The organism is Providencia huaxiensis (assembly GCF_002843235.3).
In the GTDB taxonomy this organism is placed as follows: domain Bacteria; phylum Pseudomonadota; class Gammaproteobacteria; order Enterobacterales; family Enterobacteriaceae; genus Providencia; species Providencia huaxiensis.
Genome location: NZ_CP031123.2, coordinates 378,164 through 400,751, shown reverse-complemented (window position 1 = coordinate 400,751; position 22,588 = coordinate 378,164). Strand labels below are relative to the sequence as shown.

Below are 22,588 nucleotides of genomic sequence, written 5' to 3'. Positions count from 1 at the left end.
CCGATGGCTTACCCTAAATACGTTTAAGTTAAATCATTAAGTTGTGTGATGATATCGTCAACTGGCTGCGCAGCATCAATAATATGGTGTGCTGTCGCGCGATAGATAGGCTCCCTTTGCTGCATCACTTCTTCAATTTCTTCAACTAAAGATTTCCCCGTCAAGCTTGGCCGCTGATCTGCTTGTGGCTCTGCAGCAAGGCGTTTTGCTAAAACTTCAGGATTGGTATTTAAATAAATAACGGTGCCGTTATTACGCATAATTTGCTGATTTTCTTCAGCGAGAACAAGCCCCCCACCAGTTGAAACAATCATATCGCTTTGCGTAATCGACTTAAGGACGTCAGTCTCTAACTGGCGAAAGTAATCCCAACCGTGCTGTTCAACAATTTCAGCAATACTTTTTCCGGCTTTTTCTAAAATCAATTTATCTGTATCAACAAATTGATAACCTTTAGATTCTGCAAACTTTTTACCAATTGTGGTTTTACCCGCACCTCTTGGACCGATAATGTAAAACATTAAATTTCATCCCATCATCATAAATACTAAGCAATACTAACTACAAATTTGCTTATGATAAATTGCCTAATTTGGCAAATAAAAAAAGAAAGCCACACAAGTGTGGCTATCTCATCATTTTTACTCTCTATGGACGACTTAAAAAGTCGCCATATCCGATCCATTTATACGTTGTTAGCGCATCTAACCCCATAGGGCCACGTGAATGTAATTTCTGCGTACTCACGGCAACCTCTGCGCCTAAACCGAACTGCCCACCATCGGTAAAACGAGTACTTGCATTAACATATACCGCTGCTGAATCTACACACTGAACAAAATAGTCAGCTTGATGGATAGACTCTGTCAAAATAGCATCAGAATGTGCGGTGCCATACTGGCGAATATGGTCGATAGCTGCATCAATATCATCAACAATTTCGACGTTAAGATCCAGTGATAGCCATTCATCAACAAGGTTTTCAGGTTTTACATCAACAACTTTTGCTGGGCCTTGTTTTAGCAATGGAAGCGCTTTCTCACTTGCATGTAGTGTAACTTGTTGCTGCGCCATTTTGTCACTTAAGAACGGTAAAAACTCATTCGCAATCTCTTTATGGACTAATAATGTTTCAAGTGAATTACAGGCACTTGGGCGCTGAACTTTTGCATTAATAATCACGTTAATGGCTTTATTAAAATCCACCGATTTATCAACAAATGTGTGGCAAACGCCAATTCCACCCGTAATGACTGGGATCGTTGATTGCTCACGGCATAATTTATGTAAACCCGCACCACCGCGAGGGATTAGCATATCGACGTAGCGATCTAATTTGAGTAATTGCGCGACTAATTCACGGTCTGGGTTATTGATAGCTTGTACTGCATCTGCTGGTAGCCCGCTATTTTCCAATGCTTTTTGAATAACACTCACCACCGCAAGGTTAGTATGATGCGTCTCTTTCCCGCCACGTAAAATGACCGCATTACCTGTTTTTAGACATAATGAAGCCACATCCACAGTCACATTAGGGCGAGCTTCATAAATAACACCAACAACCCCTAATGGGACACGGCGGCGTTGCAAATTTAAACCGCTATCCAATTGGCTTCCATCAATGATTTGCCCAACAGGATCCGCTAATTGGCATACTTTTCTGACATCATCAGCAATACTTTTTAAACGCTCTGGCGTCAATAATAAGCGGTCTTGCAGCGCTTCAGTCATACCGCTTTCTTTTGCCTGCGCCATGTCTTTTTGATTCGCTGCAAGTATAACTGCATTGTCTTTTTCTAGTAGATCAGCAATTTGTAATAGTGCTGCATTTTTTTGTTTGGTGCTTAACTGAGCTAATTGCCACGAAGCAACCCTTGCCGCCTTACCCATTGTTTCTAACATAATTAACTCACTATCATATCATCACGATGAACGGCCACAGAACCGTGTTCATAACCAAGTATTTTGCTGATTTCTTGTGAATGGTGCCCCGCAATCATTCTAAGTGCATCACTATTATAGTGGCTGACCCCATGAGCAAGGTCTTTTCCTGCCATATTACGAATACGGATCACAGCACCTCGAGAGAAATCACCTTCAATTTTCTGAATACCTTTTGGCAATAACGAGCTGCCTTTTTCCATGATCGCCAGTTGTGCACCATCATCAATATACACATCCCCAGCGGCTGGAGCGCCGAAAATCCAACGTTTACGATTTTCCATTGGGTTTTTTTGCCCATAAAAACGGGTGCCAACAGGAAGGTTTTCAATAACCGCATTAATAACATCCGGTTTATTTCCAGCAGCAATGATAACATCAATCCCTGCACGGCCTGCGACATCTGCCGCTTGCAGTTTAGTTGCCATTCCACCGGTTCCTAACCCACTTACGCTTCCCCCCGCCATTTCACGAAGTTCATCATTAATACCATATACTTCGGGGATCAATTTTGCGTTTGGATTACTGCGTGGATCGGCATCATATAAGCCTTCGATATCAGTCAGTAATAACAGTTTGTCAGCATCACCGAGGATCGCAGCCAAAGCAGATAGATTGTCATTATCACCGACTTTTATTTCCGCGGTAGCAACGGCATCATTTTCATTGATAACTGGAATAATTCCGTTATCTAACAGTGCTTGCAAGGTATCTCGTGCATTTAAGAAACGTTCTCTGTCTTCTAAATCGGCTCGTGTCAGTAACATTTGCCCGATATGAATGCCATAAATGGAGAATAACCGTTCCCATAACTGAATCAGACGACTTTGACCGACCGCCGCAAGCAACTGTTTAGATGCTATGGTAGCCGGCAGTTCGGGGTAATTTAAATGTTCGCGACCTGCGGCAATTGCCCCAGAAGTCACAATAATAATACGATGCCCTTTTTCATATTGCTGCGCGCACTGCCTAACCAACTCAACAATGTGAGCTTGATTTAAACGGCGCGAGCCCCCTGTTAATACACTGGTCCCTAATTTAACCACCAGCGTCTGGCTATTTTTCATCATTTTTCTGCCATTAGGATTAATAAACCAAAAAGTAGGTATCATTTTTATCAGGAGAAGCGCGTTATGCCAACAGGCATAACGCAAAATTCAACAAAAGTTGGTTTAAAACAAATTTATGCGCTTAATTCCAGTTTTAATTCTGCCATTAGCGGGGAGGGAAAGAGGCTCAACTCAAGTTCAGATAATTGTTTAACAAGGGCTTGATGAAAAGACACTAAATTTTGCTCAGTCGCCTCAATGGTTGCTGCATCTTTTAAGGTTTTAACTTGCCAGCTACCATGGCTATTGTATAGGCCAAAATGATAAGTAAATTCAAAGCCTTTATCAGTTGCAACCAATTTTAACCACCACCCCCAAAATTCACGTTTTTCTGGAGCAATATTTGCATTTACACAAACAACAAGGCTATCAAATATATAACAACCATTTAAACATTGTTTTTCACGTAAATAAGGTCCTATCGTAGCAAACTTCTTTAAATACTTTCCATTTGAGTAATCAGTCGGTAAAGCCATGTTAAGGATCTCCTTCTTGGGAAGATCCCTTTTTAACAAATGGGAAAAAATAAGCAAGTTATTAAATAAAATTAAAGTATTTTTGCTTTTAACCAATTGGTAGTTTCACTTAATGCCTTTTCAAAATTAGCAAAAACAGGCTTGCTTGGTAAAATTATCGTGTCAGCATCCATCGATGAACGTCGAATTAAATCAGATTCCGCTTTAGGGCTATAAATATCATCCTTAAGGCTAACCGATAACATTGGAACTTGATTACGTTTCCCTAAAAGCCCCTGATTTTTAAGTGAATAACAGCTTAATTCATGGCGTAAAGCAGAACCATCAACTTGATAAATACCCAAGCGACTGGCGAACACATCCAAAACCATCCGAGGAATATCTTGCTGATATTTTTCTTCATGCAATAAACTGTGCACAATTGGCCCTATGACAGCGACTGCTTTAATCTTATCAGGGCACATATAAGCCAATCTTAATGCTATATTTGCGCCAAAACGCATGCCCACAATGCCAAAACGCGTATGGTCAATCCAAGCAATATCCCCTAGTTGGCGAACGATTTGCTCATGTAACGTGCTTGTTTCCTGGGTCAGTTTTTGCTTAACAGAATAACCAATGGATGGCATGTCCAGTGTTAGCATCGCAATACCAAGAGGTTCAAGGTAGTCACGAAAATAGCGACAAAAATCAATTTGTAAGCTATCTAACATACCGCAGACCATCACCGTCGGGTAAGGCCCTTGACCCTGTGAAGGGATATGTAGAAAGCCGCAGACTTCTTTTCCACCATCAACTTTAAATGGAATTTTCTTTAAGCGGTATTGAGAAAATTTCGCTGCGCTATCATAAGCTTTACAAGCCAGCAAAATAGCTTGGTCAGCAAGCTCATCGCCCTTAATAAATGGGTAAGCAGCAATGCTGTACAAGTTAGCTGAACGTAACCAAGCATCCCCTGCCTCTGCACCTTTCTCAAACTCTAATGCTTTTTGCTGCCAATGCATGGCTTGCTGGGACCATTCGAAACACCAGTTTCCGCGCCGGTTGCCAATGACCGTATCCAATAAGTTATCATTACTGCGCTCGGCATCAGAGATAGCAATGCGGCTCAGTACTTCTTCAATTTCTAAGGCGTCGATCCCTCGCCAAATCCACATTAAGCGGTTGATCATACGATACCACCCCGCATGATGAGACCCGCTTAACACGCTATGTTCTTTGATTTGAGAAATGGTTTGAGATGAATAAGAGACTAGTGTTGACGTTTCAACTTGCCTGACTTTAGGTTTGAAAAGTTTTTCTGAAAGGTTTTGCTGAGTCATCCCTATTTCCTTGTCTATCAGAGTTGAACTTGGCCAAAAAATAAAGGGAATGCAAAAATGCATTCCCCAAATTATATCGCGTTTAGCTTAAAAATTTTAGGTATTAATGTGTTCTTGCAATCAATAAAGTCGATAATACTTTATAATAACAATGTTTTTTCACCTAAAACTCGCCTGAAACACCGATTTATTTATCTTGTTCACACAATGGTTTAACAAAAACGACACCCATATCCCATGGCTGTTCAATCCATGTGTCTTGTGGGATATCCACAACGTAATCATCAACTAATGGACGACCTGCTGGTTTAGCGAAAATAGTCACAAAGTGCGCTTTAGGGTACATATCACGAATAGCTTGTGCTGTACCGCCAGTATCAACGAGGTCATCAATCACAATATAGCCTTCACCATCACCTTCGGCGCGTTTAATCACGGTTAATTCGCGCTGGTTGTCATGGTCATAGCTAGAAATACAAACGGTGTCAACGTTACGAATACCAAGTTCGCGTGCGAGAAGTGCACCAGGAACAAGGCCACCACGGCTAACCGCGATAATACCAGTCCATTGCTCTACTGGTAATAAACGTTGTGCGAGTTTACGGGCATGTATTTGCAACATATCCCACGTTACGACATATTTTTCGCTCATATAATTCGGGTCCCGACTGCTGAGTAAATCTGAAATGTGTCTTGCGGAAAAAAGGTTGCGCGAGATTATAGTGATTTGGGCGGTTAAAAACCAGCAAAAAGCGTCATTCGTCATTAATTATTATCATTTACACTGTCCATTGCTCAAAAGAAAGTGTTATCCTGAGTTTATCAGCAATGCATCATTTAATTTTGCATATCAAGCTAGTAACTAACATAACTCAACTAAAAATCTCTGAGGTAATTTGAGTTGCTCGGTCAATAAAACTAGTGATGCCATACCCCAAGGAAATTAAATATTTTCCCTAAATAATTTGGGTTGTGGCTAGGCGGCAAATGAGAAAATCCCTAGGAGCATACATAAGTATGTGACTCGGGTTTACGAGTGAAGCCAACAACGCTACAACTCAAAATATGACGGGAAAAGGAGAAAAACGTGTCTGAACTTGCTACATTATCCCCCCAACCGCTATGGGACATCTTCGCTAAAATCTGCTCTATCCCACACCCTTCATACCATGAAGAGGCCTTAGCAGCGCATATTGTTGATTGGTCTAAACAAAAGGGCTTTCACGTTGAACGCGATGAAGTGGGCAATATTCTGATCCGTAAACCTGCAACACCTGGTTATGAAAACCGCAAAGGGGTTGTTTTACAAGCTCACTTAGACATGGTGCCACAAAAAAATAACGACACGGTGCATGACTTTAAAACAGACCCAATTCGTCCATATGTTAATGGAGAGTGGGTCACTGCTGAAGGAACCACATTAGGCGCTGATAACGGCATTGGTTTAGCTTCTGCATTGGCGGTTCTTGCTGATGATAGTGTTGAACATGGCCCAATGGAAGTTCTCCTGACCATGACCGAAGAAGCCGGTATGGAAGGTGCCTTTGGCTTGAAAGCCGGCTGGTTGCAAGCAGATATTCTGATTAACACCGACTCTGAAGAAGAAGGTGAAATTTACATGGGTTGTGCTGGTGGTGTTGATTTTACAACCACATTTGACCTGACTCGTGAAGCCTTACCACAAGGCTATAAAACCTTCACAATGACCCTAAAAGGCTTAAAAGGTGGGCACTCAGGTGGTGATGTACATTTAGGCTTAGGTAATGCCAATAAGCTGCTAGCGCGTTTTCTGGCAGGACACGCAGAAGATTTAAGCCTAAAATTATTAGATTTCAGAGGCGGTACTGTCCGTAATGCTATTCCTCGTGAAGCCTATGCCGTTATTGCTGTTCCAGCAGACAAAGTTGCTGAATTAACGACATTAAGAGCACGTTATGAAGATATTCTGAAAAACGAATTAGCTGTCGTCGAACCTAACCTTGTTCTACTGCTAGACGAAGCACAGAGTGAGTTAAAAGCGCTTTCTGATGACTGCCAAAAACGTTTTGTTTTCTTCTTAAATGCTGCGCCAAACGGTGTAATTCGCATGAGTGATGTTGCCATTGGTGTGGTTGAAACATCACTTAACGAAGGCGTTGTACGACTAACTGAAGATAAAGCAGAAATTATCTTTCTTGTGCGTTCTCTTATCGATAGCGGCAAAAACTACGTTGTTAACATGCTGACCTCTATCAGTAAATTAGCACAAGCCCAATACCGAGCGGAAGGCAGCTACCCAGGTTGGCAGCCAGATGCAGACTCACCAGTGATGCATTTAGTTAGCGATACCTACAACAAACTGTTTGGTAAAATCCCTAATGTGATGGTGATCCATGCAGGCCTTGAGTGTGGCTTATTCAAAAAACCTTACCCAGACATGGATATGGTTTCTATTGGGCCAACCATTCGTGGGGCACACTCCCCTGATGAGCGTGTGCATATTGCAAGCGTTGGTGAGTATTGGAAATTATTAACTGCGGTTTTAAAAGCAATTCCAGTTAAAGAATAAACAACTAATTAATTGCAAATCAAACACCTATCATACGATGGGTGTTTTTTTATAATTCAAGTAATAGTTGTCTTTCAAGCTGTGGGCTTTGTAGCATCACATGTAAGCCAACTAACCGAACACCACGCCCTAGGCGCCGATTATCCCAAACTTGTTTCGCTATTTGCACCAAATCCTGTTTATTGAGAACTGGATATACGTGTTCTTGTGTGGTTTGCTGGAAGTCTGCAAATTTAAATTTCACACCTTGGCGAGCAATGCGTAGGTCAGGTTTTACCTTCGCCAAACGCCGTTGGAGTTCATCATATAATTTATCAAGCAGCAGCAAACAATCCCCCCACTGGTCAATATCCACAGCAAACGTACGCTCAACCCCCACCGACTTTCTCAGCCTATCAGGGTTAATAGCTCGCTCATCGATACCATGGCAACGCTCCCAAAGTACCTGTCCAAATTTACCCATGCTTTTAATCAATTCAACAACATCATATTTTTGGACATCCGCACAAGTCATCAACCCCATATCCGCTAATTTTTGGGCTGTTACCTTACCCACCCCAGGAATTTTTTTTAGAGGCAAGTTAAGAACAAATTGATCGATATTTTGCGGTGTGATTACGAATTGACCATTGGGTTTATTCATATCTGAAGCGATTTTCGCCAAAAACTTTATTGGCGCTATCCCCGCTGAAGCGGTTAATTGCAGTTCATCAAAGATTTGCTGGCGAATAGCCTCTGCGATTAACGTTGCAGAGCCGTGCAATTGTGTGCAATCCGTAACATCCAAATAAGCTTCATCAAGAGAAAGGGGCTCTATGAGGTCCGTATAGCGTGCAAATATCTTTTGAATATGCAAAGAGGTTTCTTTATAAAGTGCCATATGCCCAGGAACAACTTTCAAATGCGGGCAAAGCCTAAGTGCAATTGCTGTGGACATAGCACTGTGAACACCGTAGCGACGGGCTTCATAATTTGCAGTGCTAATAACGCCTCGACGATTTGCGCTTCCACCCACCGCAATAGGCACATTGCGAAGGCTTGGATCGTCCCGCATTTCTATCGCTGCATAAAAGCAGTCCATATCAATATGAATAATTTTACGCACGAGTTAACCCTGCCAATCAAACACCTGATTAAATATACAGTACATTTGTTAGCCATGCAATCATTGTTACATCACCATAAAACTGATGAACAGGGTGCTAACTTAATGATAACTAGGTAATTCATCATATTGCAATAATCATCTGCCAAGCTATCCAATTAAAGACTCTACTTAAAGTTAGTCTTAAAAATAAGTGTTAATACTTACTTTTAAACAAAAAAGTAATAGAAAGAGTTGTTTTACCAACGACAATACCTTGAAAACTATCTATGGATTATATCTATGGCAATTATATCAACATCAAAATATGTTAATTTTATGGCAACTCTCATAATACTGTTTGCTAGCCAGACAGCTTTTGCACTATCCCCTAAAATTGTTGCGCATCGAGCAGGAACTGCGGATGCCCCTGAAAATACGCTTTACGCTATTGATTTAGCGATTAAAAATAAGTCAGATGCGATTTGGATAACCGTACAATTAAGTAAAGACAATCAATTAGTTTTATATCGACCAAGCAAACTGAATGAACTAACCGATAAAAAAGGTAAAGTATCCGCATACAACGCTGAGCAACTAAACCAAATCAATGCGGCTTATCAATTTAGCCAAAAACATAATCAACAGTTTCCTTTGCAGAAAACCACGATTAGTACGTTAAAAACTATTTTGCAAGAATATCCGAATACAACTTTCTATGTTGACCTGAAATCACCTGATGCAGACCCTAACATTCAAGCAGAAGCTATTCTTAATCTATTGAAAGAGACAAATAGTGTTAATCGAGTACGTTTTTATTCAACTAATGACGCATTTTTAAATGCACTGAAAACTCTTGAGCCTAAATTACAGTTATTCGAAAGCCGAGATGAAACTCGCACTATACTGGCAAATAGTGTGATAAGTCATCAATGTCCTATGGAAAATCATGAATCTGAAACCCGTTGGTTCGGTTTTGAATTACATCGAAAAATTGAAGTTGTTGAAAAATACACTTTAGGTGAAGCCCGTTCACCTGCGGTTATTTCATGGGACAAAGAAGCTATTGATTGTTTTAGAAAAAATGGTAATGCTTATATCATTGTTTTTGGTGTTAATAATGAAAGTGACTACCAACTCGCAAAAGAAATTGGTGTTGATGCTGTAATGGTTGATTCACCTAAAGCATTTAAAAAATAATATACTTCAATATAAAAACTAAGTTATTTCAATAATAGCTTAGTTTTTAACTTACATTATTTAAAATAATCATTTTATTTTATTACATAATAACAAGTTATATTAAGCCACGTCCGTAAGATTAAATAGTATAATGCTCTTCATAGCGACCTTAGCCAACAATACTGTTAGCTAAGGTATATAAATTAAGAGTTGAATTATATAATTCGGTTTTTATTGAGCAGTTTTTTACGTGCTTCTTCGCGTGCCATGCGTTTCTTACGCGCATCACAAGGTTCGGGACAATCACACACTTTTTCAACACCAATACTGCTTAACCCACCGCAGCTACCTTGAATACTCTTACGTTTAATAATATACCCAAGTGACATGCCTAAAAAGGCCAACAAAAACAGTGCAAAGGCTGCAATGAAAATATTAAGCATTTTTTTGTCCTCCTACAACTACTGTTTTTTGGTTAAAAACGGTTCGAATGCCTTAGTATAACGCTCTTCAAAACCTTTATCTGTCTTAACAATCATGAAAACAGGAATATTCATTTTTTCAGCTAAAGCAAAGCCAGCTTCAGGCCCCAAAACATTTAGCCCTGTAGATAAGCCATCAGCACTCATGCAATTTTCTGCAATCACCGTAATAGAAACTAAATTATGAGTGATTGGTTTTCCTGTTTTCGGGTCAATCGTATGAGAAAAACGAACGCCATCTTGCTCGAAATAATTACGGTAATCTCCTGATGTAGCGATAGAACGGTCACCCGGTTCAATGACCTCTTGTGCTGTTTGGCTTGCCCCATCCGCTGCAGGTTTTTCTATTGCAATACGCCATGGCACTTCTTTACCATTTGTTCCTTTTGTACGCACTTCACCACCGATATCAACCATATAATTATTGATACCCAATGATTCTAAATATTCAGCAACAACGTCGACACCATAACCTTTAGCAATTGAGGAGAGGTCAACGTACAGCTCAGGGATTGTTTTAATTAGGTTATTATCTTGAACAGCAAGTTTTTCGATACCAACCCAAGCGCTACGCTTAGCTAATTCCTCATCCGAAGGTGCTTTAGTCACTCTTCCTTCAGGACCGAAACCCCATAAATTAACTAAAGGGCCAACCGTTACATCTAATGAACCACTTGTCAGCTTATTAATTTCAATCGCTTTTTTAACCACTGTTGCCGTTGCGGCAGATACAGGGAATGGTGTATTCACTTCTTTAAATTGGTTAAAACGACTTAATTCTGAATCTGGGCGATATGTTGACATTTGGTCGTTAACTTCTTCCAGACGTTTATCTATTTCAGCTTGAATAGCTTCAGGCTTTGGCTCCGAAGAGTCTGTAACATACTTAACCGAATAGTACGTACCCATCGTTTGCCCCTGAAGATTCTGCTGTTCAGGTCCACCACAGGCAGTAAGAAACAGAGCCGCAACAAATAGCAGTATTGGGGTATAGATTCTTTTACTTAGCATAATTTTCTCCGCGTCAATCATGAGCGCATTTTGTTAAGGTCGCCCAGACTATTAACACACTTTACATCGTCACCCATGCAGAGAATGTTCCAGTCAAAATAATTATAAATCTATCGATTAAGCGCTAGCTAATTAGCACTTAATCGATTTACTAAAATCACAAAGAGGGAAAATATTTTCCCTCTTTAAAGTATTACTGTCTACTGACTTTAATAAATCTAATAAAATCAGCTAAGTTGCTTAACCACCGAAGTCATCCAATAAGATATTTTCATCTTCAACACCGAGGTCTTTCAACATTTTAATCACAGCAGCATTCATCATTGGAGGCCCACACATATAGAACTCACAATCTTCTGGCGCCGGATGGTCTTTTAAGTAGTTTTCATATAAAACATTATGAATGAAACCTGTATAACCATTCCAATTATCTTCAGGCATAGGATCAGAAAGCGCTACATTCCATGTAAAGTTTTCACGTTCGGCTGCAAGTTGGTCAAAATCTTCTGTGTAGAACATCTCGCGGACTGAACGCGCACCATACCAGAAACTGATCTTACGTTTAGAATCTAAGCGACGCAGTTGGTCAAATATGTGAGAACGCATTGGTGCCATTCCCGCACCACCACCGATAAACACCATTTCTGCTTCCGTTTCTTTAGCAAAGAATTCACCAAACGGCCCAGAAATCGTCACTTTATCCCCTGGCTTTAATGACCAAATATAAGAGGACATAATTCCTGGTGGAACATCAGGGTTACGAGGTGGAGGTGTAGCAATACGCACGTTTAGCATGATGATGCCATGCTCTTCCGGGTAGTTTGCCATTGAGTAAGCACGAACCGTTGGCTCTTTAACCTCAGACACATAACGGAACAGGTTAAATTTATCCCAATCTTCACGATACTCTTCCGGCACATCAAAATCTTCATATTTGACGACATGTTCCGGGCATTCAATTTGAATAAAGCCACCCGCACGGAAAGGAACAACCTCGCCCTCTGGGATTTTCAATTTTAGCTCTTTAATGAAAGTGGCTTTGTTATCATTAGAAATAACTTCACACTCCCATTTCTTCACACCAAAAATTTCTTCTGGAAGCTCAATTTTTAAATCTTGTTTAACGTTGACCTGACACGCTAATCGGCAACCTTCTTTTGCTTCACGTTTGTTGATGTGTGAAAGCTCAGTTGGCAGAATATCACCACCGCCTTCTTTGATTGTCACACGGCACTGACCACAAGAGCCACCACCACCGCACGCTGATGAAACAAAAATACCTTGGTTTGATAACATGCCTAACAGCTTGTCACCTGCTGGAGCTTCAAAGCTTTTGTCTGGATCGCCATTAACTTCAACTTTGATGTTCCCTGTGTTGACTAGCTTGGATTTTGCAAACAGGATTAAACCTGTCAGCACCAAGACAATCAGGGTAAACATCACGACACCTAAAATAATAATTTCCATGAATTCTTCTCGCCTTTATAGCTGCACACCGGAGAAGGACATAAAGCCCAATGCCATTAAACCGGTTGTCACAAAGGTGATACCTAACCCTTTTAGACCCGATGGAATATCTGAGTACTTCATCTTCTCACGGATAGCCGCCAGCAATACGATTGCGAGCATCCAACCGATCCCCGAACCGAACCCATACACGACCGATTCGCTAAAGTTATAATCACGCTGAGCCATGAAAGAAACACCACCGAAAATGGCACAGTTAACGGTAATCAATGGCAAAAAGATACCTAACGCGTTATACAGTGATGGGAAGTAGCGATCTAAAATCATTTCAAGGATCTGAACTAACGCGGCAATAACCCCGATAAAAGTGATGAAGTTCAAGAAGGATAAGTCGATACCTTCCGCAATCGCACCATCACGTAATATCAAGTTGTATACCAAGTTATTGGCTGGAACAGAGATCCCAAGAACTACCGTTACAGCAATACCCAGTCCAAAAGCGGTTTTTACATTCTTCGACACCGCAAGGAAAGTACACATTCCCAAGAAAAACGCTAATGCCATATTTTCAATAAAAATGGCTTTAACAAACAGGCTAATATAATGTTCCATGTTATTAGTCCTTCTCTATCTGAGCTGGTTTTAGAGTACGTAATCCCCAAATCAGCATACCAATGATAAAGAATGCACTTGGCGCGAGGAGGAACAAGCCATTTGGCATGTACCAACCACCGGTTTGTAGTGATTCAAAAACTGTGATGCCAAACAATTTGCCGGAACCAAATAACTCACGGAAAAAGCCGACTAAAATAAGGATCACACCATAACCTAGACCATTACCAATACCGTCCATGAAGCTTTCAATTGGTGGCGCTTTCATTGCATAAGCTTCAGCACGCCCCATTACGATACAGTTAGTAATAATCAAGCCAACAAATACAGAAAGTTGTTTTGATATTTCATAGGCATATGCACGTAAAATTTGGTCAACCACAATAACTAAAGATGCAATGATCGCCATTTGAACGATAATACGTACACTGCTCGGAATATAGTTCCTGATAAGTGAAATAAAGAAGTTAGAAAATGCCGTCACTAAGGTTACAGCAATCGTCATAACGAGTGCGGTTTCTAACTTCGTTGTCACTGCAAGTGCAGAACAAACCCCTAATACCTGTAAGGCAATCGGGTTGTTATCAAATAGCGGCCCAAGTAGGACGCGTTTTACTTCTTTTGAATCAGCCATTATTCAGCGCTCCTTCACGTACTTTTTTCAGGAACGGACCAAAACCGTTATCCCCTAACCAGAAATCAAACATATGTTGGATCCCGTTTGATGTTAGAGTCGCACCTGAAAGGCCGTCGATACCGAATGGGTTATCTGTAGCACCACCGCGCACGATTTTAATTGCCGGAACCCCCTGTTCATTGAACAGTTTTTTACCAGGCCATTGCGCTTTCCACTGAGGATTATCAACCTCACCACCCAGACCTGGGGTTTCACCATGTGCGTAGTAAGTAATACCACGAGAGGTGACACCATCTACATCAACCGCAATAAAGGCATACATCACAGACCACAAGCCAGAGCCGTAAACAGGTAAAATAATTTGTGATACTTTCCCTGTTTCATCTTTAACCAAATAGATTTCGGCGCTATTGGCACGACGGCGGATTTTTGCAATATCCTCTGCTGGAGATAATGCAATACTCGTTTCTTCACTACGTAGCTCGTTATTTAAGTCATAACGGCTAGTGCTATCAGACAATTCATTAGTTTTAAAATTCAAAAGCTTAGGCTCGATACGTTCCTTATATACACTTTGAATTTCCTCAGCGGTCATTTTAGGTTGTAGCAAACCTGCCACACTTAAAATATTACGTTGAGTATCTAACTGAATCTGCTCTTGCTGCTGTGGTTTTAAACCAACGGCAGCCCCTGCGACGACAATTGAGCACACTAGGCAAAGAATAAAAACGACTAGAAATGTTCTGCCGACGCTATCGTTATTAATTGGTTTTTCATTAGCCACGAGCTTTTCTCCGCTTAATATTTGCTTGAACGACCAGATAGTCAAACAGAGGAGCAAACAGGTTGGCGAATAGGATAGCCAGCATCATCCCTTCGGGATAAGCTGGGTTAACAACCCTGATAAGGACACACATTACGCCGATCAGAATACCGTACGCCCATTTACCTTTGTCTGTGAATGACGCTGATACTGGGTCTGTCGCCATAAAAATCATACCAAATGCGAAGCCGCCGAGTACCATGTGCCACCACCATGGCATGGCAAATAATGGGTTGGTATCAGAGCCAATAGCATTGAATAGGTAAGACATTGCAATCATGCCGACCATCACACCAGCAACAATACGCCATGATGCGATGCGGAAGAACATGATAAGAGCACCACCAATAAACAGCATCAGTGTTGACACTTCACCAATTGAACCTGGCATGTTACCTAAAAAAGCTTGCATCCAAGTAATCGGTTCATGAGTCACCGTGTTCATTAGCGCATGCTCACCACCTGTTGCCCATTGTGATAATGGTGTTGCACCAGAGAAGCCATCTGCAGCTGTCCAAACTAAGTCACCTGATATTTGAGCAGGGTAAGCAAAGAATAAGAAAGCACGACCCGCTAATGCCGGGTTTAAGAAATTACGCCCAGTACCGCCAAAAATTTCTTTCGCGACAACAACCCCGAAAGTAATACCTAATGCAGCCTGCCACAAAGGAATAGTTGGCGGCACAATCAAGGCAAATAGAATCGAGGTAATAAAGAAGCCTTCGTTTATTTCATGGCCGCGGATCATGGCGAATAACACTTCCCAGAAACCACCGACTAAGAAAACGACTGCATAAATAGGCAGGAAATACACTGCACCCAGCAGCATTTTACTTCCCCACCCTGCATCCATCGAAAGTGATGCGCCTAAAAACTGTGCTAAGCCATAATGCCAATCACTTGCGAGAACTTGCTGTAACTCAGCTCCGCTATATAATTGGTGCAAAGCTGGGATAGCTTGGTTACCAACGTTATACATTCCCCAGAACATCGCTGGGAAAACCGCTAGCCATACCAATATCATCATACGTTTCAGGTCGATGGTATCCCTGACATGAGAACGCCCTTTTGTTACCGTACCCGGCGTGTAAAAAACAGTCGAAACTGCTTCAAATAACGCATAGTATTTTTCTAGCTTTCCACCGGGCTCAAAATGGTGCTCATACTTTTCAAATAAATTTTTCAGACCCATGGAATCACCCTTCTAGCTCAATCTTGGTCAGAACATCACGTAGCACCGGACCATATTCATATTTCGCTGGGCAAACATAGGTACATAAACCTAAATCTTCTTCGTCCAACTCTAAACAGCCCAATTCTTGTGATGTGTCAGTGTCTCCAGCAAGGAGATCGCGCAATAAATGAGTGACCATGATGTCGAGAGGCATGACTCGCTCGTAGTTACCAATTGGTACCATCGAACGTTCGCCACCGTTCATTGTCGTTGTAAAATTAAAGCGTTTATTTTTCAGGAAGTGCCCGATTGTGGTACGAGTAATCGTAAATTTATTAATACCTGGCATAATCCAACCAAATAATTCTTTATCGCGACCCTCGGCTAACACTGAGACTTGATTATGAAAACGACCAAGATAGTGATGGGTATCATCGCATGTCACGCCCCAAAGGACTGAACCCGAAATAATACGGTTTTCACCTGCTTTAAGCTGACCTTGTGTTAGTTCATATAAATCAGCACCTAGGCGAGTACGCAGAAGACGAGGCTTTTCAACTTGTGGCCCTGCTAATGAAATCACGCGGTCTGTGTAAAGGTGACCCGTAACAAATAGCTTACCAATAGCGATTACATCTTGGTAATTAAGGCTCCAAACTTTTTTCTTAATACTGACCGGTTCCAAGAAATGGATATGAGTTCCCGCTAAACCAGCAGGATGCGGCCCTGTAAATTGGGTATAAGAAATTTGGTTATGAGCCGCATTCTTCGGTAAGTCTCCCTCTCCATGACACACATGGATTTTACCTTCCGTTAAGCGACTTAAAACCAAAAGCCCATCGTTAAATGCTTGTTCTTGCTCTTGAATAACTAAAACAGGATCCGCTGCAAGTGGGTTAGTGTCCATTGCAGTGACAAAAATAGCGATAGGTGAAGAACCAGGCTGTGGTGAACGGCTAAATGGACGCGTTCTTAAAGATGTCCACATACCCGATTTTATCAAATTATCTTCAACTTGCTGTTGAGTTAACGTTGATAGCTCATCACGAGTATAAGCTGCAAAAGTTTCTTGTTCGTCACCATCAATTTCGATGACAACAGATTGAAGCACACGACGCTCACCACGATTAATAGCAATAATTTGACCGCAGGCTGGGCTTGTAAACAAAACCCCTGGGTTCTTTTTATCTTCAAAAAGAACCTGTCCTTTAACTACACGCTCACCTTCTTTAACCAGCATCGAAGGACGCATTCCGACATATTCTTCACCTAGCACAGCTACGTGTTGAATTTTCGGGCCGTCTTCTATCACTTGGGCTGGCTCACCTGCGATAGGAAGGTTGAGGCCTTTTTTAATTTTAATCATAAGATCTGCACAAGTTTATCAGTTAAACCCTAAGCTAACGATTCAGCAATGAATGATAGCGACTCATTAAATAAAAAATAGCTCAAGTAATAGTTATCACTTAAGCAGGTATTCTCACATAATTGTTACTAAATTTTATCTTCTGCCAACCATAATTTTATCAGTTCCCACTCTCTATGTCCGGCTATAGAAGTGACATAGTTCAAGCAAATTGCATTAATATTTAAATTTTTCTGTTAACAATTCGTTATTATCGATGCTTAAGCTCATATTTATCGACCAATGTTTAATTTTTAAGCAATAAAGGTTCATTTAAAAACTATTAACAAACTATATTAATTTTCGATTTACTCGTCTAAAATGCATAAAATATGTACTCTTTTTGTTCAATAACATTTTCGTGATATGGCTTAGATATGAAATTAAGTAAATTTTTTAGTGCAATTTTTTTATTTATACTCATATATTCCCCTGCTATTCAGGCGAGTAACTATTCATTTCTACTTAATAATAACGTATCTGATAACCCAAATTCATCTATTTTTATTCAAATATTTAAGCAAGAAGGTTTATTAGAACTCTATCAAAAAACGCCATCAGGAAAATATAAACTGTCGAAAACTTACCCAATTTGTAAATTCTCTGGCGGGCTAGGTCCCAAAAAGATTGAAGGTGACCTAAAAAGCCCAGAAGGATTTTATCAAATTACAACAGAACAGCTCAATCCTAACAGTCGGTATTACCGATCTATCAATATCGGTTTCCCTAATGAGTTTGATAAGGCACAAGGCTATAACGGTAGCTACCTTATGATCCATGGCAGTTGTGTTTCAGTTGGGTGTTATGCCATGACGGATGAATATATGGGTGAAATTTACCAAAGGGTAGAGACAGCCTTACTTAGCGGACAGCCCGTCATTAATGTCAGCATTTACCCATTTAGAATGACAAATGAAAATATGCTGCGCTACCGCAATTCCAGCCACTATGCCTTTTGGAAACAACTCCAACCTGCTTACGAGTATTTCAACCGTACAGGAAGACCCGCTGAGGTGTCCGTCGCGTTAGGTAAATATGCAGTTATTGACCAACCTGAAACCCCAACAAAATTGTTAGGGTCTAAATCACAATATGCGCTCACCAAGATAGAATAAGACGAAATTACCGGGGTCAATTCGCTGCCAATTTTCGTTACCCGTTAATGGTTGCGTTGCGATGACAGAAACAACATCAGTGGGTGTCGTGCACTGCTCAAAATCGATTTCAATATCTTGGTCGAGTAATTTAGCTTTACCAAATGGTGCCTTGCGCGTTAGCCAATGCAAATTCGTTGAACTAAAGGCCATCATATATTGCCCATCAGACAGCAACATATTAAACACGCCTTTATGACGTAATTGGTCAGCTAAGGTCGCAATAAAACGGAACACACTTTTCCAATTCGATGGCCTGCGTGGGTACTTTTCACTGAGTTGATGAAGTATCCAGCAAAATGCCCATTCGCTATCGGTTTCACCTATCGGCCAATAGCGCCCAGTTTTCAGTGTACGATATCCCTTTAACTGCCCATTATGCGCATAAGTCCAATTACGCCCCCATAGCTCGCGAGTAAAGGGGTGAGTGTTTACTAACGACACATCCCCTCGGTTTGCTTGGCGAATATGAGCAACAATACTTTCTGACTTAATCGGGTATTCCTGCACAAAGCGGGCGACAGGTGACAAAAAACTAGGTTGAGGATCTTTAAATGTGCGACACCCGAGCCCCTCATAAAAGGTAATTCCCCAGCCATCTTTATGTGGGCCAGTTTGCCCACCTCGGGAAATCAACCCACTTAAGCTAAACGAAATATCGGTTGGAACATTGGCACTCATGCCAAGTAACTCGCACATTTAAAAACTCCTGAAACAGTAATAACTGTTATTTCACCATCTCTTTTTCGATTAACTGAATTAAGATATGAATAACTTTAATATGAATTTCTTGGATACGGTCGGCATACCCAAAGTGTGGGACTCGAATTTCGATATCCGCGGTGCCAGCCATTTTCCCGCCATCTTTGCCTGTTAGCGTGATGACTTTCATGCCTTTTTCACGTGCTGCCGCAATCGCTTTAATAATGTTCCCTGAATTACCAGAGGTAGAAATTCCGAGTAAAACATCCCCTTTCATACCAACAGCTTCGATGAAACGTGAAAAAACGTATTCATATCCAAAGTCATTACTCACGCAAGATATATGACTCACATCTGAAATTGCAATTGCAGGATAACCTGGGCGGTTTTCACGGTAACGTCCTGTTAATTCTTCAGCAAAATGCATTGCATCACAGTGAGACCCCCCATTACCACAAGATAATACTTTGCCACCCGCTTTAAAAGAGTCAGCGAGCAGTACAGCGGCCTGTTGGATAGCAGCAATATTGGCATCATCGCTAAGAAAATTCGATAACGTCTCGGCCGCTTCTGTCAGCTCACCACGGATTAAGTCTTGATACATGAGATTTCCTCTTAATTAAGAATACGTTATAGAGAGTACGATTAATTCATATCCAAATTATCCTAAAAGAAAAATGGCGCTCCATGGCAAAACTCAGATAGATATCAGTAATTAATCTTTAATAGTCAGATTGTTGCACAGGGATAATTTTGTTTCTACTTTTGATTGTGCTGTCTTGGCCCTATCGACAAAATTCATCGAAACTCATAACCAATAAGACAAATTACTGCGATAACTTCCTTTACATGACGTTTTTGTGAGCTAAGTTGTAATTAAGATGTAAATACATTGCTAATTCTTTATTAATGGGTATAGATTAAAGCAACAGACAGGTCAGACCTCTTACAAGTAGACGGGAGCTTAACTATGATCCTTCTCAGCATTGTGTTATTTCTCGCCTTAATCGGCGTACTTTGTTATCACAAAACCTCTTTAATTTTTAGCTCGATATTGTTATTAGCCTATACCGCGGTGATGGGCGCAATGAACCTTTGGAGCTACTGGATGTTACTACCAGTCGCCTTGGTACTATTTCCTTTTGTATTCAGCCCAGTACGCCAATCTCTATTTTCCGCTCGTGCGATGAAAATGTTCCAAAAAGTCATGCCACCGATGTCGCGTACAGAAAAAGAGGCGATTGATGCAGGAACAACGTGGTGGGAGGGTGACCTTTTCCGTGGAGCTCCTGATTGGAACAAGCTGCACAACTACCCGAAACCTCAATTAACGGCAGAAGAACAAGCGTTTATTGATGGGCCTGTTGAAACGGTTTGTGGCATGGTCAACGACTTCGAAGTTAGCCATGAACTTGCGGACTTAACACCTGAAGTATGGCAATACCTACGTGATCACCGTTTCTTCGCTATGATCATCAAAAAAGAATATGGTGGCCTTGAGTTCTCCGCATATGCACAGTCACAGGTTCTACAGAAGCTCGCTGGCGTGTCTGGTATTCTTGCTATCACGGTAGGTGTGCCAAACTCATTAGGCCCGGGCGAATTACTGCAACATTATGGTACTGACGAACAAAAACAACGTTATTTACCTGGCTTAGCTACGGGTGAAGAAATTCCATGCTTTGCACTAACCAGCCCTGAAGCAGGTTCCGATGCCGGTGCTATCCCAGACTCAGGTGTTGTTTGTATGGGTGAATGGCAAGGCGAGCAAGTATTAGGAATGCGTTTAACATGGAACAAACGCTATATTACTTTAGCGCCGATTGCCACTGTATTAGGCCTCGCATTCAAACTTTCAGACCCTGATAAGTTATTAGGCGGTGAGAAAAATCTTGGTATCACCTGTGCATTAATTCCAACCAACACCCCAGGAGTTGAAATTGGTCATCGCCACTTCCCACTAAATATTCCATTTATGAATGGCCCTACCCGCGGACAAGATATTTTTGTACCTATCGATTACATTATCGGTGGTCCAAAAATGGCAGGCCAAGGCTGGAGAATGTTGGTTGAGTGCCTTTCTGTGGGCCGTGGCATAACATTGCCATCGAACTCAACGGGTAGTTTGAAGAGTATTGCCATCGCAACAGGGGCTTACTCTTATATTCGTCGCCAATTCAAGTTACCCATTGGGAAAATGGAAGGGATTGAAGAGCCATTAGCACGCATTGCTGGTAATACTTATCTTATGGATGCGGCGGCAACTCTCATTACCTCTGGGATTATGTTAGGTGAAAAACCTGCTGTTCTATCTGCTATTGTTAAATACCATTGTACGCACCGGGGCCAGCGCGCCATTATTGATGCCATGGATATTACTGGCGGTAAAGGCATTTGCCTTGGGGATTCAAACTTTGTTGCTAGAGCCTATCAAGGCGCACCGATCGCCATTACGGTTGAAGGGGCAAATATCCTCACCCGCAGTATGATTATCTTTGGCCAAGGGGCTATCCGTTGCCATCCTTTTGTATTAGAAGAAATGGCCGCTGCGCAGGATAACAACTTACATAAATTCGACAAAGCCGTATTTGGCCATATTGGTCATGTAATTAGTAATCAATTCCGTAGCTTCTGGCTTGGTTTGACCAATGGCCGTGGAAGTCATGCTCCGACCAAAGATGAAACTCGTCGTTACTATCAAATGCTAAACCGCCAAAGTGCCAACTTAGCATTGCTATCCGATGTTGCCATGGGCGTGTTAGGTGGCAGTTTAAAACGTCGCGAACGTATCTCAGCACGTTTAGGGGATATTTTAAGTAACTTATATCTCGCATCTGCAACTTTAAAACGCTATGAAGATGAAGGCCGCCAAAAAGCTGACTTACCACTAGTGAAATGGGCAGTTGAAGATTGTTTATATCAATCAGAAAAAGCGATGGATGACCTTCTGAAAAACTTCCCTAACAAGTTGGTTGCAGGGGTCATGCGCATCACGCTATTCCCTACTGGCCGTGCGATGTCAACACCATCAGACCGATTAGACCATAAGTTGGCTCAAATCCTGATGGAGCCATCAGAAACGCGCGACAGATTGGGCCGTGGTCAGTATTTAACACCTACGGAAAACAACCCTCATGGCTTAGTTAACCAAGCATTACTGGATATCATCGCTGCTGAACCAATTTTCGAGCGTATTTGCCGTTTAAAAGAGCGTAAACTCAGCTTTACTCGCTTAGATAAGCTTGCTGACCAATTACTTCCTGAAAATGTGATTACGCAAGAGGAAGCCGATATCTTGCGTAGAGCAGAAGCAAGTCGGTTACGGACGATCAACGTCGATGAGTTTGAATTTGATGATTTGGGTGTACTTCCTGCAAAAAAGTCGCCAAATGAGCCGTCAAATGAAGAAGCTAGTAAGAAAAAGAAAGCGGCTTGATTGATTTTTACTTGTAAATCAAA

The 22,588-nt window shown here is 41.3% G+C and carries 21 protein-coding genes; 4 read left to right on the top strand and 17 right to left on the bottom strand.

Annotated elements, in window-relative coordinates; translation table 11 throughout:
- Positions 1–23 precede the first annotated feature (23 nt).
- The 6 genes from aroL to gpt form a co-directional block, all read right to left on the bottom strand.
- Positions 24–521: a shikimate kinase AroL gene (gene aroL, locus CYG50_RS03245; RefSeq protein WP_102139740.1), complete on the bottom strand. Its 498-nt coding sequence runs from the start codon at positions 519–521 to the stop codon at positions 24–26.
- A 127-nt stretch (positions 522–648) separates the two neighbouring features.
- Positions 649–1,902: a glutamate-5-semialdehyde dehydrogenase gene (proA, locus tag CYG50_RS03240; protein ID WP_102139741.1), complete on the bottom strand. Its 1,254-nt coding sequence runs from the start codon at positions 1,900–1,902 to the stop codon at positions 649–651.
- A 2-nt stretch (positions 1,903–1,904) separates the two neighbouring features.
- Entirely contained in the window at positions 1,905–3,008 is a 1,104-nt protein-coding gene (gene proB / locus CYG50_RS03235) for a glutamate 5-kinase (protein ID WP_102139782.1), read from the bottom strand.
- 116 nt (positions 3,009–3,124) lie between these two features.
- Positions 3,125–3,526: a sigma factor-binding protein Crl gene (crl, locus tag CYG50_RS03230; protein ID WP_102139742.1), complete on the bottom strand. Its 402-nt coding sequence runs from the start codon at positions 3,524–3,526 to the stop codon at positions 3,125–3,127.
- A gap of 71 nt (positions 3,527–3,597) precedes the next feature.
- Positions 3,598–4,848, bottom strand: a complete 1,251-nt coding sequence (gene frsA / locus CYG50_RS03220) for an esterase FrsA (protein WP_102139743.1) — start codon at positions 4,846–4,848, stop codon at positions 3,598–3,600.
- 187 nt (positions 4,849–5,035) lie between these two features.
- A complete protein-coding gene (gene gpt, locus CYG50_RS03215) occupies positions 5,036–5,500 on the bottom strand; it encodes a xanthine phosphoribosyltransferase (protein ID WP_102139783.1) in 465 nt (154 codons plus the stop codon).
- A 435-nt stretch (positions 5,501–5,935) separates the two neighbouring features.
- Between gpt and pepD the strand changes: the two genes are divergently transcribed.
- Positions 5,936–7,396 (top strand): beta-Ala-His dipeptidase, encoded by a 1,461-nt coding sequence (gene pepD, locus CYG50_RS03210; protein ID WP_102139744.1) that lies wholly within the window; start codon positions 5,936–5,938, stop codon positions 7,394–7,396.
- Between the two features lie 49 nt (positions 7,397–7,445).
- Here pepD and dinB read toward each other — a convergent pair whose 3' ends face one another.
- On the bottom strand, positions 7,446–8,501 hold the full coding sequence (dinB, locus tag CYG50_RS03205) for a DNA polymerase IV (protein WP_102139745.1): 1,056 nt from the start codon (positions 8,499–8,501) through the stop codon (positions 7,446–7,448).
- A 282-nt stretch (positions 8,502–8,783) separates the two neighbouring features.
- Between dinB and CYG50_RS03200 the strand changes: the two genes are divergently transcribed.
- Positions 8,784–9,680: a glycerophosphodiester phosphodiesterase family protein gene (locus CYG50_RS03200; RefSeq protein ID WP_102139746.1), complete on the top strand. Its 897-nt coding sequence runs from the start codon at positions 8,784–8,786 to the stop codon at positions 9,678–9,680.
- 197 nt (positions 9,681–9,877) lie between these two features.
- On the opposite strand, the gene nqrM is transcribed toward CYG50_RS03200, so the two are convergent.
- The 8 genes from nqrM to CYG50_RS03160 all read right to left on the bottom strand — a co-directional run bounded on the left by nqrM (position 9,878) and on the right by CYG50_RS03160 (position 17,234).
- Positions 9,878–10,105, bottom strand: coding sequence for a (Na+)-NQR maturation NqrM (nqrM, locus tag CYG50_RS03195; RefSeq protein WP_102139747.1), 228 nt, complete (start codon positions 10,103–10,105; stop codon positions 9,878–9,880).
- Positions 10,106–10,123: 18 nt separating this feature from the next.
- A complete protein-coding gene (locus CYG50_RS03190) occupies positions 10,124–11,155 on the bottom strand; it encodes an FAD:protein FMN transferase (RefSeq protein WP_102139784.1) in 1,032 nt (343 codons plus the stop codon).
- A 240-nt stretch (positions 11,156–11,395) separates the two neighbouring features.
- Complete coding sequence (gene nqrF / locus CYG50_RS03185; protein ID WP_102139748.1) at positions 11,396–12,622, bottom strand: NADH:ubiquinone reductase (Na(+)-transporting) subunit F; 1,227 nt, start codon at positions 12,620–12,622, stop codon at positions 11,396–11,398.
- A gap of 15 nt (positions 12,623–12,637) precedes the next feature.
- Positions 12,638–13,234 carry an NADH:ubiquinone reductase (Na(+)-transporting) subunit E gene (gene nqrE / locus CYG50_RS03180; RefSeq protein WP_102139749.1) on the bottom strand — a complete coding sequence of 199 codons (597 nt, stop codon included), beginning with the start codon at positions 13,232–13,234 and terminating at the stop codon, positions 12,638–12,640.
- A 4-nt stretch (positions 13,235–13,238) separates the two neighbouring features.
- Positions 13,239–13,868: an NADH:ubiquinone reductase (Na(+)-transporting) subunit D gene (locus CYG50_RS03175; RefSeq protein ID WP_102139750.1), complete on the bottom strand. Its 630-nt coding sequence runs from the start codon at positions 13,866–13,868 to the stop codon at positions 13,239–13,241.
- Positions 13,861–14,655 carry a Na(+)-translocating NADH-quinone reductase subunit C gene (locus tag CYG50_RS03170; RefSeq protein ID WP_102139751.1) on the bottom strand — a complete coding sequence of 265 codons (795 nt, stop codon included), beginning with the start codon at positions 14,653–14,655 and terminating at the stop codon, positions 13,861–13,863. The genes CYG50_RS03175 and CYG50_RS03170 overlap by 8 nt, the downstream gene beginning before the upstream one ends.
- A complete protein-coding gene (locus tag CYG50_RS03165) occupies positions 14,648–15,886 on the bottom strand; it encodes an NADH:ubiquinone reductase (Na(+)-transporting) subunit B (RefSeq protein WP_102139752.1) in 1,239 nt (412 codons plus the stop codon). The genes CYG50_RS03170 and CYG50_RS03165 overlap by 8 nt, the downstream gene beginning before the upstream one ends.
- Before the next feature lie 4 nt (positions 15,887–15,890).
- Complete coding sequence (locus tag CYG50_RS03160) at positions 15,891–17,234, bottom strand: Na(+)-translocating NADH-quinone reductase subunit A (protein ID WP_102139753.1); 1,344 nt, start codon at positions 17,232–17,234, stop codon at positions 15,891–15,893.
- A gap of 416 nt (positions 17,235–17,650) precedes the next feature.
- On the opposite strand from CYG50_RS03160, the gene CYG50_RS03155 reads away from it, so the two are divergent.
- On the top strand, positions 17,651–18,388 hold the full coding sequence (locus CYG50_RS03155) for a L,D-transpeptidase family protein (RefSeq protein WP_102139754.1): 738 nt from the start codon (positions 17,651–17,653) through the stop codon (positions 18,386–18,388).
- On the opposite strand, the gene CYG50_RS03150 is transcribed toward CYG50_RS03155, so the two are convergent.
- On the bottom strand, positions 18,359–19,126 hold the full coding sequence (locus CYG50_RS03150) for a class II glutamine amidotransferase (protein WP_102139755.1): 768 nt from the start codon (positions 19,124–19,126) through the stop codon (positions 18,359–18,361). The two genes, CYG50_RS03155 and CYG50_RS03150, sit on opposite strands and share 30 nt — an antisense overlap.
- Positions 19,127–19,154: 28 nt before the next feature.
- Positions 19,155–19,733: a D-sedoheptulose 7-phosphate isomerase gene (gene lpcA, locus CYG50_RS03145; protein WP_102139756.1), complete on the bottom strand. Its 579-nt coding sequence runs from the start codon at positions 19,731–19,733 to the stop codon at positions 19,155–19,157.
- Between the two features lie 366 nt (positions 19,734–20,099).
- Between lpcA and fadE the strand changes: the two genes are divergently transcribed.
- Positions 20,100–22,565, top strand: a complete 2,466-nt coding sequence (gene fadE / locus CYG50_RS03140) for an acyl-CoA dehydrogenase FadE (RefSeq protein ID WP_102139757.1) — start codon at positions 20,100–20,102, stop codon at positions 22,563–22,565.
- The last annotated feature ends 23 nt before the right edge of the window (positions 22,566–22,588 follow it).

Coding starts and splice junctions, on each gene's coding strand:
- CYG50_RS03165 (WP_102139752.1), bottom strand. CDS start 15,886: ATGGGTCTGAAAAATTTATTTGAAAAGTATGAGCACCATTTTGAGCCC.
- CYG50_RS03155 (WP_102139754.1), top strand. CDS start 17,651: ATGAAATTAAGTAAATTTTTTAGTGCAATTTTTTTATTTATACTCATA.
- nqrE (WP_102139749.1), bottom strand. CDS start 13,234: ATGGAACATTATATTAGCCTGTTTGTTAAAGCCATTTTTATTGAAAAT.
- frsA (WP_102139743.1), bottom strand. CDS start 4,848: ATGACTCAGCAAAACCTTTCAGAAAAACTTTTCAAACCTAAAGTCAGG.
- nqrM (WP_102139747.1), bottom strand. CDS start 10,105: ATGCTTAATATTTTCATTGCAGCCTTTGCACTGTTTTTGTTGGCCTTT.
- fadE (WP_102139757.1), top strand. CDS start 20,100: ATGATCCTTCTCAGCATTGTGTTATTTCTCGCCTTAATCGGCGTACTT.
- CYG50_RS03160 (WP_102139753.1), bottom strand. CDS start 17,234: ATGATTAAAATTAAAAAAGGCCTCAACCTTCCTATCGCAGGTGAGCCA.
- nqrF (WP_102139748.1), bottom strand. CDS start 12,622: ATGGAAATTATTATTTTAGGTGTCGTGATGTTTACCCTGATTGTCTTG.
- proB (WP_102139782.1), bottom strand. CDS start 3,008: ATGAAAAATAGCCAGACGCTGGTGGTTAAATTAGGGACCAGTGTATTA.
- aroL (WP_102139740.1), bottom strand. CDS start 521: ATGTTTTACATTATCGGTCCAAGAGGTGCGGGTAAAACCACAATTGGT.
- gpt (WP_102139783.1), bottom strand. CDS start 5,500: ATGAGCGAAAAATATGTCGTAACGTGGGATATGTTGCAAATACATGCC.
- CYG50_RS03190 (WP_102139784.1), bottom strand. CDS start 11,155: ATGCTAAGTAAAAGAATCTATACCCCAATACTGCTATTTGTTGCGGCT.
- CYG50_RS03175 (WP_102139750.1), bottom strand. CDS start 13,868: ATGGCTGATTCAAAAGAAGTAAAACGCGTCCTACTTGGGCCGCTATTT.
- lpcA (WP_102139756.1), bottom strand. CDS start 19,733: ATGTATCAAGACTTAATCCGTGGTGAGCTGACAGAAGCGGCCGAGACG.
- CYG50_RS03150 (WP_102139755.1), bottom strand. CDS start 19,126: ATGTGCGAGTTACTTGGCATGAGTGCCAATGTTCCAACCGATATTTCG.
- crl (WP_102139742.1), bottom strand. CDS start 3,526: ATGGCTTTACCGACTGATTACTCAAATGGAAAGTATTTAAAGAAGTTT.
- CYG50_RS03200 (WP_102139746.1), top strand. CDS start 8,784: ATGGCAATTATATCAACATCAAAATATGTTAATTTTATGGCAACTCTC.
- proA (WP_102139741.1), bottom strand. CDS start 1,902: ATGTTAGAAACAATGGGTAAGGCGGCAAGGGTTGCTTCGTGGCAATTA.